Origin of the sequence: Aurantiacibacter spongiae, from assembly GCF_003815535.1 — a bacterium.
Lineage (GTDB): Bacteria > Pseudomonadota > Alphaproteobacteria > Sphingomonadales > Sphingomonadaceae > Alteraurantiacibacter > Alteraurantiacibacter spongiae.
This window is the reverse complement of the sequence record NZ_RPFZ01000001.1, coordinates 2276430-2293585: the sequence shown is the minus strand read 5'-3', so window position 1 is coordinate 2293585 and position 17156 is coordinate 2276430. Positions and strand designations below refer to the sequence as shown.

At 67.1% G+C, this 17156-nt stretch carries 28 protein-coding genes and 1 tRNA gene; 20 read left to right on the top strand and 9 right to left on the bottom strand.

Annotated elements, in window-relative coordinates; translation table 11 throughout:
• Positions 1–22 precede the first annotated feature (22 nt).
• The 6 genes from EG799_RS11195 to EG799_RS11170 all read left to right on the top strand — a co-directional run bounded on the left by EG799_RS11195 (position 23) and on the right by EG799_RS11170 (position 1863).
• The gene (locus EG799_RS11195; RefSeq protein ID WP_123881219.1) at positions 23–331 is read left to right on the top strand and encodes a hypothetical protein; all 309 of its coding nucleotides are present in this window, start codon (positions 23–25) and stop codon (positions 329–331) included.
• On the top strand, positions 331–627 hold the full coding sequence (locus EG799_RS11190) for a hypothetical protein (RefSeq protein WP_234029134.1): 297 nt from the start codon (positions 331–333) through the stop codon (positions 625–627). Before EG799_RS11195 ends, EG799_RS11190 begins: the two co-directional genes overlap by 1 nt.
• Complete coding sequence (locus tag EG799_RS11185) at positions 624–896, top strand: hypothetical protein (RefSeq protein WP_123881217.1); 273 nt, start codon at positions 624–626, stop codon at positions 894–896. The genes EG799_RS11190 and EG799_RS11185 overlap by 4 nt, the downstream gene beginning before the upstream one ends.
• A complete protein-coding gene (locus EG799_RS11180) occupies positions 893–1135 on the top strand; it encodes a hypothetical protein (protein ID WP_407641227.1) in 243 nt (80 codons plus the stop codon). Before EG799_RS11185 ends, EG799_RS11180 begins: the two co-directional genes overlap by 4 nt.
• Positions 1136–1158: 23 nt before the next feature.
• Positions 1159–1581, top strand: a complete 423-nt coding sequence (locus EG799_RS11175; protein ID WP_123883069.1) for a SufE family protein — start codon at positions 1159–1161, stop codon at positions 1579–1581.
• Between the two features lie 84 nt (positions 1582–1665).
• Positions 1666–1863 (top strand): helix-turn-helix domain-containing protein, encoded by a 198-nt coding sequence (locus tag EG799_RS11170; protein WP_234029133.1) that lies wholly within the window; start codon positions 1666–1668, stop codon positions 1861–1863.
• A gap of 51 nt (positions 1864–1914) precedes the next feature.
• Here EG799_RS11170 and EG799_RS11165 read toward each other — a convergent pair whose 3' ends face one another.
• Genes EG799_RS11165 through EG799_RS11155 form a run of 3 tightly spaced genes read right to left on the bottom strand, consistent with a single transcriptional unit; the run spans position 1915 to position 3321 of the window.
• Positions 1915–2310 (bottom strand): hypothetical protein, encoded by a 396-nt coding sequence (locus tag EG799_RS11165; RefSeq protein WP_123881211.1) that lies wholly within the window; start codon positions 2308–2310, stop codon positions 1915–1917.
• Positions 2311–2332: 22 nt separating this feature from the next.
• Positions 2333–2851: a sterol desaturase family protein gene (locus EG799_RS11160; RefSeq protein ID WP_123881209.1), complete on the bottom strand. Its 519-nt coding sequence runs from the start codon at positions 2849–2851 to the stop codon at positions 2333–2335.
• A gap of 59 nt (positions 2852–2910) precedes the next feature.
• Positions 2911–3321, bottom strand: a complete 411-nt coding sequence (locus EG799_RS11155; protein WP_123881207.1) for an acyl-CoA thioesterase — start codon at positions 3319–3321, stop codon at positions 2911–2913.
• 99 nt (positions 3322–3420) lie between these two features.
• Here EG799_RS11155 and leuC point away from each other — a divergent pair, with 99 nt between their 5' ends.
• The 11 genes from leuC (at position 3421) to EG799_RS11100 (ending at position 10742) form a co-directional block, all read left to right on the top strand.
• Positions 3421–4854 (top strand): 3-isopropylmalate dehydratase large subunit, encoded by a 1434-nt coding sequence (gene leuC / locus EG799_RS11150; protein ID WP_123881205.1) that lies wholly within the window; start codon positions 3421–3423, stop codon positions 4852–4854.
• Positions 4844–5665, top strand: a complete 822-nt coding sequence (locus EG799_RS11145) for an N-acyl homoserine lactonase family protein (protein WP_123881203.1) — start codon at positions 4844–4846, stop codon at positions 5663–5665. The genes leuC and EG799_RS11145 overlap by 11 nt, the downstream gene beginning before the upstream one ends.
• The gene (locus EG799_RS11140) at positions 5662–6156 is read left to right on the top strand and encodes a DNA-deoxyinosine glycosylase (RefSeq protein ID WP_123881201.1); all 495 of its coding nucleotides are present in this window, start codon (positions 5662–5664) and stop codon (positions 6154–6156) included. Before EG799_RS11145 ends, EG799_RS11140 begins: the two co-directional genes overlap by 4 nt.
• Positions 6157–6198: 42 nt before the next feature.
• Positions 6199–6360: an isopropylmalate isomerase gene (locus EG799_RS11135; RefSeq protein ID WP_123881198.1), complete on the top strand. Its 162-nt coding sequence runs from the start codon at positions 6199–6201 to the stop codon at positions 6358–6360.
• Positions 6361–6966 carry a 3-isopropylmalate dehydratase small subunit gene (leuD, locus tag EG799_RS11130; protein WP_123881196.1) on the top strand — a complete coding sequence of 202 codons (606 nt, stop codon included), beginning with the start codon at positions 6361–6363 and terminating at the stop codon, positions 6964–6966.
• A gap of 53 nt (positions 6967–7019) precedes the next feature.
• Positions 7020–7343: a DUF1476 domain-containing protein gene (locus EG799_RS11125; RefSeq protein ID WP_123881194.1), complete on the top strand. Its 324-nt coding sequence runs from the start codon at positions 7020–7022 to the stop codon at positions 7341–7343.
• A gap of 4 nt (positions 7344–7347) precedes the next feature.
• Positions 7348–7581 carry a BolA/IbaG family iron-sulfur metabolism protein gene (locus tag EG799_RS11120; protein WP_123881192.1) on the top strand — a complete coding sequence of 78 codons (234 nt, stop codon included), beginning with the start codon at positions 7348–7350 and terminating at the stop codon, positions 7579–7581.
• Between the two features lie 34 nt (positions 7582–7615).
• Entirely contained in the window at positions 7616–7951 is a 336-nt protein-coding gene (grxD, locus tag EG799_RS11115; RefSeq protein WP_123881190.1) for a Grx4 family monothiol glutaredoxin, read from the top strand.
• Between the two features lie 92 nt (positions 7952–8043).
• Entirely contained in the window at positions 8044–8934 is an 891-nt protein-coding gene (locus EG799_RS11110) for a hypothetical protein (protein ID WP_123881188.1), read from the top strand.
• 12 nt (positions 8935–8946) lie between these two features.
• Positions 8947–9564 (top strand): SOS response-associated peptidase, encoded by a 618-nt coding sequence (locus EG799_RS11105; RefSeq protein WP_123881186.1) that lies wholly within the window; start codon positions 8947–8949, stop codon positions 9562–9564.
• Between the two features lie 236 nt (positions 9565–9800).
• Positions 9801–10742, top strand: a complete 942-nt coding sequence (locus EG799_RS11100) for a cation diffusion facilitator family transporter (protein WP_123881184.1) — start codon at positions 9801–9803, stop codon at positions 10740–10742.
• On the opposite strand, the gene EG799_RS11095 is transcribed toward EG799_RS11100, so the two are convergent.
• From EG799_RS11095 to EG799_RS14285, 4 genes are all read right to left on the bottom strand, one after another.
• Positions 10743–10819: transfer RNA gene (locus EG799_RS11095), tRNA-Arg, on the bottom strand.
• An 82-nt stretch (positions 10820–10901) separates the two neighbouring features.
• Positions 10902–11111, bottom strand: a complete 210-nt coding sequence (locus tag EG799_RS11090) for a PspC domain-containing protein (protein ID WP_123881182.1) — start codon at positions 11109–11111, stop codon at positions 10902–10904.
• Positions 11108–11236: a hypothetical protein gene (locus tag EG799_RS14290; RefSeq protein WP_267900636.1), complete on the bottom strand. Its 129-nt coding sequence runs from the start codon at positions 11234–11236 to the stop codon at positions 11108–11110. The genes EG799_RS11090 and EG799_RS14290 overlap by 4 nt, the downstream gene beginning before the upstream one ends.
• Before the next feature lie 38 nt (positions 11237–11274).
• The gene (locus EG799_RS14285) at positions 11275–11403 is read right to left on the bottom strand and encodes a hypothetical protein (protein ID WP_267900635.1); all 129 of its coding nucleotides are present in this window, start codon (positions 11401–11403) and stop codon (positions 11275–11277) included.
• Positions 11404–11629: 226 nt separating this feature from the next.
• On the opposite strand from EG799_RS14285, the gene recF reads away from it, so the two are divergent.
• Positions 11630–12715, top strand: a complete 1086-nt coding sequence (recF, locus tag EG799_RS11085) for a DNA replication/repair protein RecF (protein WP_123881179.1) — start codon at positions 11630–11632, stop codon at positions 12713–12715.
• Between the two features lie 4 nt (positions 12716–12719).
• On the opposite strand, the gene EG799_RS11080 is transcribed toward recF, so the two are convergent.
• Entirely contained in the window at positions 12720–13436 is a 717-nt protein-coding gene (locus EG799_RS11080; RefSeq protein ID WP_123881177.1) for an arylesterase, read from the bottom strand.
• A gap of 27 nt (positions 13437–13463) precedes the next feature.
• On the opposite strand from EG799_RS11080, the gene EG799_RS11075 reads away from it, so the two are divergent.
• Positions 13464–14156, top strand: a complete 693-nt coding sequence (locus EG799_RS11075) for an ABC transporter ATP-binding protein (protein WP_123881175.1) — start codon at positions 13464–13466, stop codon at positions 14154–14156.
• On the top strand, positions 14153–16663 hold the full coding sequence (locus EG799_RS11070) for an ABC transporter permease (RefSeq protein WP_123881173.1): 2511 nt from the start codon (positions 14153–14155) through the stop codon (positions 16661–16663). Before EG799_RS11075 ends, EG799_RS11070 begins: the two co-directional genes overlap by 4 nt.
• On the opposite strand, the gene EG799_RS11065 is transcribed toward EG799_RS11070, so the two are convergent.
• A complete protein-coding gene (locus EG799_RS11065; RefSeq protein ID WP_123881171.1) occupies positions 16660–17151 on the bottom strand; it encodes a DUF805 domain-containing protein in 492 nt (163 codons plus the stop codon). The genes EG799_RS11070 and EG799_RS11065 overlap by 4 nt on opposite strands.
• Positions 17152–17156 lie beyond the last annotated feature (5 nt).

Genomic DNA, 17156 nt, shown 5'->3' with positions numbered 1-17156 from the left:
ACCTTAACCGAGGAGAACGACCATGGGGGAAATCGGCGTATTCATACCGATCATCGCCTTGATGATACCGATCGTGGCGATCTGGACGAAGCATCAGCAGAAGCTGGCGGAAATGCATCTGCACTCCACCGCCGAGAACAGCGCCGAGAAGGCCGCGCAATATGCCAGTCGCGTGCAGCAGCTGGAGGACCGGGTGCAGGTGCTCGAACGCATCGTCACCGATCGCGGTTACGACGTCGCCACCCAGATCGAGGCGTTGCGCGACAGCCGCAGGGTCGAGGACGCAGACAGCGGCGTGCCGATGGACTTCGGCAGGAAGGAACGCGCCTGATGGGCCCCGATCCCGACCTGATGCTGATCTTCGGCTTCATCATCGCCATCCTGATGATCGCGCTGCCCTTCGCCTACATCGTGAGCAGGCGGCAGAACGAGCACGAGGAGCGCAAGCTGGAACTGGAAGCGCGGCGGGCCGAGGCGGAGCGCGGCACCGATCCCGCCGGTCGCAAGCTGGAGGAGCGGGTTCGCGTGCTCGAACGCATCGTCACCGATCGCGGACAGGATCTTGCCCGGCAGATAGAGGATCTGCGCAGGATCGAGGGCGCGGTGGACAAGGAGCGCGCGCGATGAGCTTCTGGCCGGCCATCGTGCTCATCGTCCTGATCGCCTCCATCTTCGGCTACCTGAAGGAGCGGAACAAGTTTTCCGGACCCGGCGACAACCGGCTGGCGCAGGAAAACGAGGCGTTGCTGGAGGAACGCCGGCGCGACCGCGAGGAGATCGACGAGCTGCGCGACCGCGTCGCGGTGCTGGAACGCATCGCCACCGACCCGGCCCGCCGCACCGCCGACGAGATCGAGAAACTGCGTGACGACAGTCAATCCGAAAGGAACCGATGATGACGCAAGTGGACCTGTTGATCGCTGCCAGCGGCCTCGTCGCGCTGGTCATCCTGGCGGGCGCGGCCCTGTATGGCTGGACCCAGTGGCTGGCGCTCAAGCGCCGCGAGCTGGACCTGCGCCGCCCCCTCCCCGAATTCGAGAACGGATCGCGCGAGGGCATGGCGAGGATCGAGATAGCCGACCTCAAGGAACGCATCCGCAAGCTGGAGGCCATCGCCAGCGGGGTGGACCTGTAGCGCCGAGCCGCTAGATGGCGGGGATGCGATCACTTGGCGACATTCATGAAGAATACGATTTTCTCGAGGGCGACGAACGCTACCGCCTGCTGATCGAGCTGGGGCGGGAACTGGAACCCATGCCGCCCGAACTCAAGACCGATGCCACGCTGGTGCGCGGCTGTTCCGCACAGGTCTGGGTCTATCCGACCGGAGAGGCCGAGCGGCTGCACTTCCTGGCCGACAGCAATGCCGCGATAACCAAGGGCATAGTCGCGCTGGTGATCGCCGCCGTGCAGGACAGGCCGGCGGGCGAGGTGGCGAAGATGGACGTGGCGGAACGGCTCGAACCCTTCGACCTCAAGAACCAGCTCAGTTCCAACCGCACGCAGGGTGTTCCCAACATGATCGCGCTCGTGCGCGAACACGCGGCCCGGATCGCGGGCGGGCCGGCCGACGACCCCTGAGTAATCCACGCGGACGGCAGTAAATACCAGATGTCACGGTGCGTTGCGGCGGATGACACTGGTGGACGAGGCGATTCTGCGGCAATGGGTGATCAACCCGCGAATGCGACCGGACTGACGCCGGTTCACGTCAACCGGGTGATACAGAACCTGCGCGCCGACGGATTGATCGAACTGAAATCGCGGTCGCTGTTCATTCCGGACGTGGAGGCACTGGCCCATGCCGGCGGGTTCGACGACAGCTACCACTTGCGCAAGGGGGAAGAACGCAGGGGCGAGTAGGCCGGGCCGCAAGCCTTACCGACCATCCTTTCCGGTTTTCCACGGTCCGCACTAGGCCTCGACGCTTGCCTGCCAGGTTTCGCCGGTGGCGGCGCGGCGGCGGCGGGTCATCTCGAACAGGCCGTTCATGTCGCAAAGGCTCCACACGCCCGTAACGGTATCGCCGTCCGGCGAAAGCTGGCCGACGTAATCGACCGGGTTCTCGTAACCCATCGCCGCACGGCGATAGGTCTTGGTGAAATCCACGCTGCCGCCCGAAACCACTCCCACCACCGTCGCCACCGCGCTCCGACCGCGCGCGTACAGGTCCGGTTCGGCGATTTCGCCCGTGAAGCTGCCGCCGCGCTGGACGAGTTCGGCGCGAAAGGGGGTGTCGGGCAGACGCTTTCCCGGATAGGTGAATACCCCGTCCCAGATGCCGGTCAGATCTTCGGGCATGGCCGCCATGCGTAGTGCCCGGCGCGGCCCCTCAGGCGCCCGCGCTGTCCCGCACCACGGCCACGCCCGCCTGCCGCTGACGCCGCAATTCGGCCTTCAGCTTCGCCGGGTCGGCTGCGAACACGAAACCGAAGCTGACGCCGCCCTCCTTGCCCACCGTGGCGTGATGCAGCTTGTGCGCCTGCACCAGCCGCTTGGCGTAGCCGGAACGCGGCACCCAGCGGAAATAGCGCTGGTGCACCAGCCCATCGTGGATCAGCGTGTAGATGATGCCGTAGCACAGCACGCCGACGCCGATCCAGGTCGCCGGCCACCACGCCGCCTCCCCCAGCACCAGCGGACTGCCGAGCGCGAACATGGATATGCTCAGCGCGGCTCCGACCACGGCGTACAGGTCGTTCCTCTCCAGCAGGTTGTCATGCGGTTCGTGATGGTCGCGGTGCCAGGCCCAGCCGAACCCGTGCATGATGTATTTGTGGCTCGCCCAGGCGACCCATTCCATCGCCAGCACGGTGGCGATCACGATCAGGATGGGCGCGAGGACGGTCATGACAGAAAACAATATAGGCCCGCCCGCCGCATCACGCAAAGCCGGACATGCCGCCCGGCTCAGCCGGCCTTGCCGGGAAGCCCGAAATGCCGCTCCGCCACGTCGCGGTCGATGCGCGCGGGGCGGTGCGTCTCGCTGTCGATGCAGCACCACATGGATTGCACCTCGGCCAGCACCTCCTCCCCGCGGCGAATCACCGTGTTGTAGAAGCTGCGCGCCCCCTTGATCTTTTCCAGGACCGTTTCGGCGATCACGTCGTCGTCGAGAAAGGCCGGTCGGCGGTAGGTGATCTCGTGCTTGATCGCGACCCACGCCTTGCTCGCCACCTCTTCCGCCGGGGCGAGCTTGCGCCAGTGTTCGAGCACCACGTCCTGCACCCAGCCCAGATAGCGGGCGTTGTTCACATGGCCCATGAAATCGATATCCGCGGGCACGATGCGGATGGGCATGGCGAAGGCTCTCGTTGACATGGGTGTAAATTAGCGCCGAGCCGTGAACTTTCAATTACAATCGCCCCCCTTGCCCCCGATTGCTTGGCGAGTGTGACATGGCGCGCTATTCGAGGCCGCATGACGGCGCGCACATTGTACGAGAAGATCTGGGCCGAACACGTGATCGAGCGGCGGGAGGATGGCACCTGCCTGGTCTTCATCGACCGCCACCTGGTCCACGAAGTCACCAGCCCGCAGGCGTTCGAGGCGCTGCGGATCGCCGGGCGGGAGGTCCGCCGACCCGAACTCACGCTGGCCGTGCCCGATCACAACGTGCCCACCACGGCGCGGGTCGACGGCGACGGCGTGCGCCTGCCCATCGCCGATCCGCAAAGCGCCCTTCAACTTGCCGCGCTGGAGCGCAACGTCGCCGATTTCGGCATCCGCTATTTCGAGGCGACCGCGCGCGAGCAGGGGATCGTCCATGTCGTCGGTCCCGAACAGGGCTTCTCGCTGCCGGGCACCACCATCGTCTGCGGCGATTCGCATACCGCCGCGCATGGCGGGGTCGGCGCGCTCGCCTTCGGCATCGGGACGAGCGAGGTCGAGCATGTGCTGGCGACGCAGACACTGCTGCTCAAGCCATCGAAGATGATGGAGATACGGGTCGCGGGAGAACTCGGCCCCGGCGTAACCGCCAAGGACCTGATCCTGCACATCATCGGCCGGATCGGCACGGCGGGCGGGACCGGCCACGTCATCGAATATCGCGGCCCCGTGTTCGAGGCGATGAGCGTCGAAGCGCGCCTGACCGTGTGCAACATGAGCATAGAGGCCGGGGCGCGCGCCGGCCTGATCGCGCCCGACGAGACGACCTTCGCCTATCTGAAGGGCCGCCCCTTCGCGCCCGGCGGGGCCGGGTGGGACGCGGCGGTGGATTACTGGCGCACGCTGCACACCGACGAGGGCGCCCGGTTCGACAGGTCGGTCACGATCGATGCCGCCGACGTGGAACCGACCGTAACCTGGGGCACCAGTCCCGAAGATACCGTCGCCATCGGCGGCACCGTCCCCTCTCCCGAAAGCTTCGCCGATCCTGCGAGGCAGGAGGCGGCCCGCGCCAGCCTCGAATACATGGGCCTCGCCCCCGGCACCCCCATGTGCGAGGTGGCGGTCGAGAACGTCTTCATCGGGTCGTGCACCAACAGCCGGATCGAGGATCTGCGCGCTGCGGCCGGCGTGCTGCGCGGGCGGCACAAGGCGGACAGCGTGAAATGGGCGATCGTCGTGCCCGGCTCCGGCCTGGTGAAGGCGCAGGCCGAGGCCGAGGGGCTGGACCGCGTGTTCACGCAGGCGGGTCTCGAATGGCGCGAACCGGGCTGTTCGGCGTGCCTCGGCATGAACCCCGACAAGGTACCGCCGGGCGAACGCTGCGCGTCCACCAGCAACCGCAATTTCGTTGGTCGCCAGGGACCGGGAAGTCGCACCCACCTTGTCAGCCCGGCAATGGCGGCGGCAGCGGCGGTTACGGGACGGCTGACCGATGTGCGCGAGCTGGGCGATGTATCCTAGAATCCTGCCGGCGATAATGTTCGCGGCGCTGTCGCAGCCCGCGATCGCCCAGATGCAGTCGGCCGAGGTCACGCTGACCCGGATCGATTGCGGACGGGCGAGCGAACCGATGCCGCTTGCCGCTTTCGACGATACCGGCGCGTCCGACGCCATGGCACGCGCGCTCGTGGTCAGCTGCTATCTCGTGCGACATGGCGACGATCTGCTGATCTGGGATACCGGCATCGACCCGGCCACAAGCGGAGATCCCGATGGCGGCTTCACCATGACCGCCACGCTGGTGGACGAACTCGCCGCACTCGGCATCGCGCCGGCCGATGTCGATTACGTGGGCATCAGCCACTATCACTACGACCATACCGGGCAGGCGCGCGATTTCCCGCAGGTGACCCTGCTGATCGGCGCGCAGGACTGGGAGGTCATCGAGAACGGCGCACCCTTCATCGACCGGTCGCTGTTCGCCCCGTGGCTGGACGGTGGCGGGTCGGTCCGCAAGATATCCGGCGATCTGGACCTGTTCGGAGATGGAACGGTGCGCCTGCTCGCGATGCCCGGACATACCAATGGCCACCATGCGTTGCTGGTGCGGCTGGCCGGAACGGGGCCGGTCATGCTGACGGGCGACCTGGCGCACTATACCGAGAATTACGAGAAGGAGGGCGTTCCCACCTTCAACGATGACCGCGCCGATACGCTCGCATCCTTCGACAGGTTCAAGCGCATGGCCGCCAATTATCACGCGACGGTGGTGATCCAGCACGAACCTGCCGATGTCGGCCTGCTTCCCGCCTTCCCGGAGGCCGCGCGCTGACCTCCCCGCGCCATTCGTCCTTCCCGCCCGTCATCGGGCCCGATACGCGGGTGCTCATCCTCGGCAGCCTGCCGGGTGCGAAGTCGCTCGAGCGGGGGCGGTACTACGCGCATCCGCAAAACCGGTTCTGGCAGCTGGTCGGGCGCGTCATCGACGAAGACCTGCCGGCAATGGCGTACGAAACCCGGCTCGAAACGCTGCTCGGCCACCGCGTCGGACTGTGGGACACGATCGCCTCGGCCATGCGCGAAGGCTCGCTCGACGCGGCGATCCGCAAGGCCGAACACAACCCGCTCGCGGACCTTGTGGCGACCCTGCCGGACCTGACATGCGTGGCCTTCAACGGCGCGGCAGCGGCGCGGATCGGAGGGAGGTTGCTGGACGCGAGCGACCCGAAGCTGATCGCCCTGCCCTCCTCCAGCCCGGCCTACGCCGCCATGCCGTTGTCCGAGAAACAGGACCGCTGGATGGCGCTGCGCGATTACCTGTGAGTTTTCTTGAAACATGGGCGGGTCCGACGCATTGGACCGGGTATGACACAGCGAATTCCCAGTTCGAAAGCCGCCATCGCGACCGCCGCCATCGGCTCGGCCGTCGCCGCGGCGATGCTCTACACCACGCGGCAGCGCCGGGGTAAGGACCGATCCGCGCAGATCAACCGCGTCCCCAACGGAGAGAACCCGGAGACAGACTGAATGGACGCCATCGCCCGCGTGGAGGGACGCGCCATTCCCTTCGGTCGCAAGAACGTCGATACCGATCTGATCATTCCCGCCCGCTGGCTCAAGACGGTCAGCCGCGAAGGGCTTGGCGAAGGCGCGTTCGAAGCGGTGCGGGCGAAGGATGCCGACAATGTCTTCGACCGCCCCGAATTCGCGGGCGCGCCGATCCTGATCGCGGGCGACAATTTCGGTTGCGGGTCGAGCCGGGAACACGCCGCCTGGGCGCTTCTCGACATGGGCGTACGCGCCGTCATCGCGCCAGGCTTCTCCGACATCTTTGCCGGCAATGCGTTCAAGAACGGCATACTGACGGTGGAACTGCCGCAGGAGCAGGTCGACCGGCTGCTGGAAGTCGCGGCGACCGATCCGCTGACCGTCGATCTGGAAAACCAGACGGTGACGACCCCGTTCCAGGATCGCTTTCGCTTCGCCATCGATGCGTTTCGCAAGCAATGCCTGCTGGAGGGGCTGGACGAGGTCGGCCTGACGCTTTCGCGCGCAGTGGCCATCGCCGATTACGAAGGCCGGCTCGCCGCGGACAGGCCCTGGCTCGCGCGCGGAACGGGGATTGCGGCCTGACCGCCATGTGCCTATTCGCCGTGGGGACGATTTCGCTGGGAGCTGCACGAGACATGACCGACTTCACCGACCGCCGGAAGGGCGAGGAAGCCAAGTACGCGATGGACGAGGATACCGCCTTTCGCGTCGCGGCCCGGCGCAACCGGTTGCTGGGCGAATGGGCGGCGGGGTTGATGAACCTCACGCCCGAGGAAACCGAAGCCTACAAGAAGGCGGTCGTGCAGGCCGATTTCGAGGAGGCGGGTGACGAGGACGTGATCCGCAAGCTGCTGGGCGATCTGACCCAGGCCGATTGCGACGTGGACGAGGCGACCGTGCGTGCCCAGCTTGCCGAAAAGTCCGTCGAGGCGCGCCGGCAACTGATGAGCGAGTCCTGATACGATGCCCATGGCCGCCGCCCGGATCGAAGCGCTCATCAAGGAGGCTTTGCCCGATGCCACCGTCGAGATGGAACCGCTGGTCGACGACAACGATCACTGGCTCGCCCGCGTGACCTCCGCGCAGTTCGCCGGCAAGAGCCGGGTGCAGCAGCACAAGATGGTGTTTGCCGCACTGGGAGAGAGAATGGGCGGCGAACTGCACGCCTTGCAACTCCACACCGCCGTTCCCAACTGACCTGCCAACATAATTCGCAATTCAGGTGGGACCGATGTCCGAGACGAACGAACGCATTTCCAAGATCGTGAACGACGCCGACGTGGTATTGTTCATGAAGGGCACGCCGCTGTTTCCGCAATGCGGCTTTTCCAATCGCGCGGTGTCGATCCTCGACCATTGCGGGGTCGCCTTCGACAGCGTCGACGTGCTTCAGGACATGGAAATCCGCCAGGGGATCAAGGCCTATTCCGACTGGCCGACGATCCCCCAGCTTTACGTCAAGGGCGAATTCGTGGGTGGCAGCGACATCATGATGGAAATGTTCGAGGCCGGCGAATTGCAGACGCTCATGAACGAGAAGCAGGTCGCCAAGGCCGAAAGCGAATAGGTCGGCTTCCACCGCGGCTCGCCTCGGTGGGTCCGTATTCGTTCAGGCTCGTCATGCCAGGGCGCTTGCGTTCAGTCAGTTCAGGATCGCCGATGTCCCGTTCTCTCGCTTGTGCCGCCCTTATCCTTTCCGCCGTGCTGACCGCCCCGTCCGTCGCCACCGCGCAGGAGCCGGCCGTGCAAGGCGACATGGCGGCCCGCACGGCAGGCGCGCGCCATTCCGAAGACATCGGCCGGCAGATGACGGCGGTGCAGGCCGCGACGGCCTCTGCCCTGACCCAGTATCTCGGCATGACGGGGGCGGGCGACGAGGGGTTGATGGGCGCGGTCGCCCTGCCTTCCGATACGCCCGAGGTCTGGACGGTCCATGTCATCGCGGAGCGAGCGGGCGAAATCGTCTCGCTCGCCGATTACGAGACGTCTCACGGCGAAATCCTTGCCGAGACGATCCACCGGGACAACCCGCCGCCGCTGACGGGGCCGGCGCACCAGATGGCTCTCGCGCAGGCGATGGCGGCGCGCAAGGTGTTCGATTCCGATCCGGAAAGCTTTTGCGTCGGTGGGGAGAATGACGCTGGCGATACCGCCGCCCCCTCCATCGCGCTCACGACCATCGTCCTGCCGCCCGATGCGCAAGGGGTGGCAATGGCCTATGTCCTCAACGGACCGTTCGAGGAAGGCAGCATCCCGCTCGGCCAGCACTTCCGCGTTCCCTTCTACGCCGAGGGGGTTTCGGGCGAGGTGGAGCGCATGACGAGCGGCTGCGAAGTAGTGACGTGGAACGCCGCCGATCCCGATCTGGCCATGAGCGTCTATGTCACCGACTATCCCGGGGGCGCATGGCCGAACGAGGTCCACGCCTTCCTTTCCGGCCAGTTGCCCATGAGCCTCGGCGTGGTGACGGGCGAGATAATCTGGCCGATGGCGGGCGGCGCGATCGCCCCGCCCGTCCCCGCCGCCGAAGCCGGTTACGGATCGCAGTAGCAGGCCCCGTCGATGTGCAACCTCTACCGCATGAGCAAGTCGCAGGACGAGGTCGCGCATTTTTTCGATGCCATCGCGCAGGACATGGCCGTTGCCCCCCAGGGCAACGCTCCGGCGGAAATCTATCCCGGATACCCGGGACTGGTGCTTGCCGATGGCAGGCTGGCGCAGATGACCTGGGGCTTCCCGCTGCAACGCAAGGGTGCGAAGGGCCAGCCCCTGAAACCCAAACCGGTCAACAACGCCCGTGCCGACAAGCTTTCCAGCCCGTTCTGGTCGTCCAGCTATCGCGAACGTCGCTGTCTCATTCCGGTAAGTGCCTTCGCCGAGGCAGAGGGACCAAGGGGCGGCAAGACGCGAACCTGGTTCGCCATGTCCGGCGAAGCGCTGTTCGCCGTTGCCGGGCTGTGGCGCGACAGCGCCGAGTGGGGGCCAGCCTATACGATGGTGATGACCGAGGCGTGCCGGCACGTCCGGGGCGTTCACGACCGGATGCCTGTCATCCTGGCGCAGGCCGACTGGGTCGACTGGCTGGACGGCGCGCCCGACGCCGCGAGCCTGCTGTGCCGGCCGTGGCCCGGCGACATGCAGGTGACGCGCACCGACGAACCCTGGGCGGGCGGTCGTTGAATGTCTGTCTGCCGGGAGCAAGTCTTCGGGGAGGCGGAGCCGGGAGACCGGTTAGGGGACCGTTTGGCAGCCCCGCCTCGTTCGAAGAACTTCAGGTACATCCGGAACATTGCAACCGCCATGCCAGTTTGGTCCACGATCGCATTTCCGCGCAACACGATGGTTAGCGAAAGATTGATGAGACAGGGCAGTGTAAACTTTCCCGACAGAACCGCCGCGTGAGCAAGCCCTTTTCGATGTCCTGGCTGACGGAGAACGTCGTCCTGATCGGCGCGCTCACCGCCAATCTGGGCATCGCCATCGCCAAGTTCGTCGCCGCCGGGATCACCGGCTCCTCCTCCATGCTGTCGGAAGGGTTTCACTCGGTCGTCGACAGCATGAACCAGGTGCTCATGCTGCTGGGCGAACACCGCGCCACGCGGCCACCCGACAAGCGCCGCCCGTTCGGTTACGGGCGCGAACTGTATTTCTGGGCGTTTCTCGTCGCGATCCTGATATTCTCGCTCGGCTCGGGCCTCAGCCTCTACGAAGGCTACATCCACATCACCAATCCGGAGGAACTGGGCGATCCGACCATCGCCTACATCGTGCTCGGCGTAGCCATGCTGCTGGAAGGGACATCGTGGACCATCGCCATGCGCGAATTTTCCCGGCAGCGGGGGGACCGCGGCTTCTGGGAAGCCATCCGCCATTCGAAGGATCCTTCCGTATTCATCGTCCTGTTCGAGGACTCAGCAGCGCTTTCCGGCCTCGTCGTCGCGGCGCTCGGCATCTGGTCGAGCCGCTATTTCAACGAACCGCGCCTCGACGGGGCGGCGTCCCTCGTCATCGGCGCGATCCTGGCAACGGTGGCGATATTCCTGGCGCGCGAGACCAAGGGGCTGCTGATCGGCGAGCCTGCCAGCCCCGAACTCATCGCCAGGATCCGCGAAACCGTGGGTAAGCGCGACTGGGTAACGGGGGTCAACCACATCCGCACCATCCATACCTCGCCCTCGCAGGTGTTCACCGCGATCAGCGCGGACTTCGCCGACGATCTGTCGATGGGAGATGCGGAAAGCCTGGTCGAGGATCTGGAGCGGGAACTGAAGGAGGCGCTGCCGGAGATCACCTCGATCTACATCCGTCCGGAAAAGGCGGCGGATGCCAAGACGCTGCCGGAACAGAAAAACGAATGATGGCGCGCCCAGCAGGAGTCGAACCTGCGGCCTCAGGATTAGAAGTCCCGTGCTCTATCCAGCTGAGCTATGGGCGCGTGGGCGTTGCCATAGCGGGGATTGCGCGCGGCGCAAATCGGGTCTGGAGCGTTGGGGTGAAACGATCGGCGGCTGGCGGTATCAGTTCGCCAGCAGCCAGATCGCCAGATAGATGAGCACGAAGCTGCCAAAGCCCAGCAGGGCGCCAAGCACGAAGACGACGCGCACGATCGTAATATCGAAGCCGAAATAATTGGCGAGACCGGCGCAGACCCCGGCGATCTTGCCGTCCTGTTTGTCGAGACGGAATTTCGCCGGGGATTTGCCGGGCTTCCTGTCGAGCTGGCTCATGCCAGAATCCCCACGACGGTGGTCGCATGCGGATTGGCAAAGCTACTGACGATCAGCGTCAGCGTCATGGTGACGGCACCCAGGCCGGCTAGGATGCGGGTGGAAACGGCGTTGAAGTTGGTCATCTTGAAAGTCCTTTCGGTGTTCGGTTGCGGTTCCGGCCTCAGGCCAGGATGGTGGTGAAGACGCTGGCCTGCGGCGTGGAGAAGCTCGCGGCGAACAGGCTGGCGGTCATGGCGACGGCGGCGAGGGCGGCCATCAGGCGGGCGGAGAAGTTCGAAGTGGTGGTCATGATCTGTATCTTTCCCTCAGAATGCGAACCGTGATTGGTTCGTATCCCATGCTTTGCAGGCCCTGTGCCAAACTTGCAGAACCGCGCATTTCTGCGATTCTCGTTCACCAGGCAGTCATGTCGGGCCGAAGGGGAACCCGCCATGTGGGAAAATTTCCCAACCTTTGGCAAGCGCCGTTTCGGCTAGCGCGCAAAGCGTGTGTCGCATAGGCCGGTTGCCACTCGCATGGCGCTCGATCGCATCACCCTCTCGACCTTTCGCAACCATGCCGGCACGCGGCTGGACGACACCCGCGCGCTCAATCTGCTGGTAGGCGAGAACGGCGCCGGCAAGACCAACGTGCTCGAGGCGCTGTCGCTGTTCGCACCGGGGCGCGGCCTCAGGCGCGCGGCGCTCGCCGACATGGGATCGCAGTCGGGCGATGGCGGCTTCGCGGTCAGCGCAAGCCTGCTGACGCGCGACGCGGGAGAGCCGGTACGACTAGGCACCGGGGTGCAGGCGGTGCGACCCGGGCGGCGCATCGTGCAGGTGAACGGCGCGGAAGCGACCGCGATCGGCCTTGGCGAATGGCTTTCGGTCAACTGGCTGACCCCGGCGATGGACCGCCTGTTCGCCGACAGCGCCGGGGCGCGGCGGCGCTATGTCGACCGGCTCGCCGTCGCGCTCGATCCGCTCCACGCGCGCTACGCCTCGCGCTACGAGGCAGCCCTGCGCGAGCGCAACAGGTTGCTGTCCGACGATACGGCACCCGATCCCGCCTGGCTCGAGTCGATAGAGGCGCAGATGGCGGCGGTGGGCGCGGGGCTGGCGCAGGGCCGCGCGCGGCTGGTTGGCGCGCTGGCGGCAGAGCTGGAAGCGGTGCCGGACGAGCCCTTCGCCCGCCCCGCCCTGTCCTACCAGCCGGGCGGCGACCTGACGGAGGACGCGCTGGCGGCCTCGTTCAGGCAATCGCGCCCCCGCGAACGGGCCGCCGGGCGGACCCTCGTCGGTCCGCATCGCGACGAACTGGGCGTCCGGATGGCGGGAAAGGACATGCCGGCGGCGGACTGTTCCACCGGCGAGCAGAAGGCGATGCTGATTGCCATCACCCTCGCCCATGCGGCGCTCGCCGCGCGCGGGCGGCCCGGCCTGTTGCTGCTCGACGAAGTCGCCGCGCATCTCGATCCCGTGCGGCGCGAGGCGCTGTTCGACCGCCTGCGTGGCAGCGGAACGCAGGTCTGGCTGACCGGGACGGAACGCGCGCCCTTCGCGGGGATCATGGCGGAGGCCGCGGTCTGGCAGGTGGCTGGCGGCGCCGTGAGGCGCGACTAGGCGGTCAGGAAGCGGGTTCGCCATCCGGCAGCGCGTCCACCACCTCGCCGAGCGAGTTCCGTACCAGTTCCTCCACCCCTTCGGCAGTGGGATGAACGCGGTCCTGCTGGATCAGCCGGGCGTCGTTCGCCATCGGTTCCATGAAGAACGGCACAAGCCCGGTATCGTACTGGCGCGCGAGTTCGGTGTAGAGGCCATCGAAGTCCTGCTGATACTGTGCGCCGAGGTTCGGCGGCGCGCGCATGCCCATGAGGACCACGGGAATCTCGCGTTGCTGCAATTGCTGGAGGATGCCCTCGAGATTGGCCCGCGTCCGGGCCGGGTCGATGCCGCGCAGCAGGTCGTTGCCGCCCAGTTCGACGAGCGCGAGGTCGGGGCGCGCAGGTGCGTTGTCGAGCACGAAGCCGATGCGCTGGCGTCCGGCCGCGGTGGTGTCTCCCGACACGCCCGCATCGATCACCCTTGCATTGATGCCGCGCGCCCGAAGGGTTCGCTCCAGCACCTCGGGATAGCCTTCCTCCTCGCCGAGATTGTAGCCGGCGAAAAGGCTGTCGCCGAAGGCGAGAATGGTGACAGGGTCGCCCATGACCGGCATCGGCTCCGCCGGCGCGGTCGGCGCAGCGGTTCCGGCGGCTTGCGTAGCCGCCGGGGCATCGCCGTCGCAACCGGTCAGAATGGCGACAGGCAGCAGCGCCACGGCGAGTTTCGCAACCTTGCTCATGCGGTATAGCTATGCCATCGCACGGGCGTGACAAGTCCCCACATCGCAGAACCCGTCATCGCCGCCCGCGACCTTCGCCTGACGCTGGGCGACGGCGCCGCTGCGGTCGAAATCCTGAAGGGCATCGACCTGACCGTGACGGGCGGCGAGACGCTGGCGCTGCTCGGCCCGTCGGGAAGCGGCAAGAGCTCGCTGATGGCGGTGCTCGCGGGACTGGAACGTGCAACGTCGGGATCGCTGAGTGTCGCGGGCAAGGACTTCGCCGCCCTGGGGGAGGACGCGCTGGCCCTTGCGCGCCGGGGCCGCATCGGCATCGTGTTGCAGGCATTTCATCTGCTGCCCACCATGACGGCGCAGGAAAACGTCGCCACCCCGCTCGAACTGGCGGGCGCGGCGGATGCCTGGGATCGCGCGGCGGCGGAACTGGAGGCGGTGGGCCTCGGCCACCGGCTGGCGCACTACCCGGCGCAGCTTTCGGGCGGGGAACAGCAGCGCGTCGCCATCGCCCGCGCCATCGCGCCCGCCCCGCCGCTGATCTTCGCCGACGAACCGACGGGCAACCTCGATGCAGCCACCGGGGAAAGCGTCATCGACGTGCTGTTCCGCAGACGCGAGGAGATGGGCGCAACGCTCGTCATCATCACGCATGACGCAGCGCTCGCGCGGCGTTGCGACCGGGTGGTGACGCTGGCCGACGGACGGGTGGCCGAGGACCGGTGAGCCTGCGCACGGCATGGATCATCGCCAGGCGCGATCTGGCCAGCGGGTTTCGCGGCCTGCGTCTCCTGCTGGTCTGCCTGTTCCTGGGTGTCGGCGCGCTGGCTGCGATCGGAAGCCTGACCTCGGCTATCCGGGGCGAACTCGATACGCAGGGCCGGGTGCTGCTGGGCGGGGATGTCGAGGTCGAGGTGTGGCAGCGCCCGCTGGACACGAAGGAACAGGCATTTCTCTCGCGATACGGCACCCTGTCGCGCGGCTTCCGTTTGCAGGCGATGGCGAGCGACGGCGAGGTCGCCGTGCCAGTCGAACTGAAGGCGGTCGATGACAACTACCCGCTCTACGGCACGTTGAGGCTGGAGGGCGGCCGGGTGGCGCGCGCGCCTGCGGGACATACCGCCTATCTCGCCCCCGGCGCGGCGGAGCGGCTGGGCGTCGAGGTCGGTGACAGCTTCACCGTGGGCACCGCCAGTCTGCGCGTGGGCGGGATCATCGCGGACGAACCCGATCGCCTGTCCGAAGGCTTCGCGCTCGGCCAGACCGTCATCGTGCCGCTCGACTTTCCAGAAAGCGCCGGGCTCATGGCGCCGGGGTCCATGTTCCAGAGCAAGACGCGCCTCGCCTTTGCCGGTCCGCGCGATGCGGGAAAGGTGGCGGAGGCGATCGAGGACGCCTTCCCCGGCGCCGGCTTCGACATCCGCACCCGCGAGCGCGCCTCCCCCGGCGCGGATCGCTTCGTCAGCCGGATGGGCGAGTTCCTGACGCTGGTGGGCCTGGCCACGCTGGTGATCGCCGGGATCGGTATCGGCGGCGGGGTCAACTCCTATCTGGAGACGCGGCGCAACGCCATCGCCACGCTGAAGATCCTCGGGGCGACGTCGCGGGACATCGCCCGCATCTACGCGCTGGAGATCGGCGCGGCGGCGCTTGCCGGATCGCTCGCCGGGCTGCTGGCGGGCTTTCTTGTGACGCCCCTGCTGGCGAACGCCCTTGGCTCGCTCCTGCCGGTCGAGACGGGCCTGGTGTTCGATCCGCTGGCGCTGTTCCGGGCGCTGGCCTTCGGGCTGCTGGTCGCGCTGGTATTCGCCGCGCCGCCGCTTGCCCGCGCGCGCGACTTTCCGGCGATGGCGCTGATGCGGGCGCGGGTTTCGCCGCTGGCGCGGGGCTGGCGCGGCGCCGTCCGGCCCGTGGCGCTTGGCCTGCTGGGCATCGCCGCTCTTGCGATCGCCGGGTCGCCCCATCCGGGCCTGTCGGCGATGTTCCTGGCGGGAGCGGCGGCGATCCTGGGCCTGCTGGCGCTGATCGGCCGGGCAATCCGCACCGGTTCCGCTCGCCTGCCGCGCCCCGCCAATCCGATCACGCGTGCCGCGCTGGCGAACCTGAACCGGCCCGGCGCCGCGACCGGATCGCTGGTGACGGCGCTCGGCTTCGGGCTGTCCGCCTTCGTCCTTCTGGCGGCGGTGCAGACGAGCCTGGACGGCAACATCCGGCGATCCGTTCCCGAACGCGCGCCCGACTATTTCGTGCTGGACCTGCCGCAGGACGGCGTGGCCCGTTTCCGCTCCATCGCGCGGGGCATCAGCCCGCAAGCGCAGATCGAGACGGTGCCGACATTGCGCGGTGCGGTCATCTCCTACGGTCCCCGGAACGATCAGACGGTGGTGGCCGATCTGGACGAACTTCCCGAAGGCGCGTGGGCGCTGCGCGGCGAACGCGGACTGACCTATGCCGATACGGTGCCGGAGGGCAACGTCCTGACGCAGGGCCAATGGTGGCCGGCGAGGTATGATGGCGAACCGCTCGTCTCGGTGGACGAGGATCTGGCACAAGCTGCGAACATCGCCGTCGGCGACTACCTGACGGTCGAACTGCTGGGCGTGCAGCGCACGGCACGGGTCGCGTCGCTGCGACGGATCGACTGGGACAGCCTTGGCTTCAACAACGTCCTCGTCTTTTCGCCCAACGCCCTTCGCGACGCGCCGCACAATCTCGCGGCGACGATCAGCCTGCCGCCCGGCACCGACACCGGCGGACTGCTGCGGCAGCTGGTGCAGGCCTTCCCCTCCGCCAGCGTGATCGAGGTCGGCCCGTTGCTGACCGAGGCGCGCGCCATTCTCGATCAGGTGTCCGTAGCCATTCTCGCCGCCGCGTCGGTCGCGGTGCTGGCGGGCATCGCGGTCCTGCTTGGCGCCATTGCCACGGCGCGGGCGGCGCGGATCTACGACACCGTGATCCTGCGGGTGCTGGGCGCGAGCCGGCGGCAGTTGCTGGCGCTGCAATTTGCCGAGTTCGGCCTGCTGGCCGCGGTGCTGGCCGGGGTGGCTCTCATGCTGGGAACGGGCCTCGCCTGGCTGATCGTCACGCAGATGTTCGAATTCGACTGGCTGCCCGACTGGCCACGCATCCTTGCCGTGCTGGCGGCGGGGCTGGCGATGGTGCTGGGCTTCGCGCTCGCCGCCTCGCTGCCGCTGCTGCGGGCACGCCCGGCGCGCACACTCCGTTCGCTCTAGGCGAAGACCTCGACCTGGTGCGGATCCTTCGGATCCGGGCCATGGCGGTTCGGACCGGCCGTTCCCGGCAGGGCACATACCACGATCAGGGCGAGGAAGCCGAGCCAGGCGACCATGTTCACGAACGGAACGAAGCTGGCGATCAGCAGGCCGCCATACCACCATCCCGACATCTCGCGGTCGTGCAGCCGGCGCACCGTCACCGCCAGGTAGGGCACGAACATGGCGATGTAGAACAGGGCGTAGAGCACGCCGCCGGTTCCCATCAGCCAGAAATTCATGTCCAGCCCCATCGGGGCGAGCGATTGGGGATCGCGGCTGGCGCCAAGCATTTCAACCCAGGGAAAACCGGCGAAGATGATCGCGAAGAGCACCGCGCTCACGCCGTAATAGAACAGCATGAACCACCAGAATTCGGCTCGTTGCGCCCGGCCGCGAAACTGGCCGTAGCGCTTCAGGGGCTGGAGCATCCAGTCGAAGGGGGACATCGGAT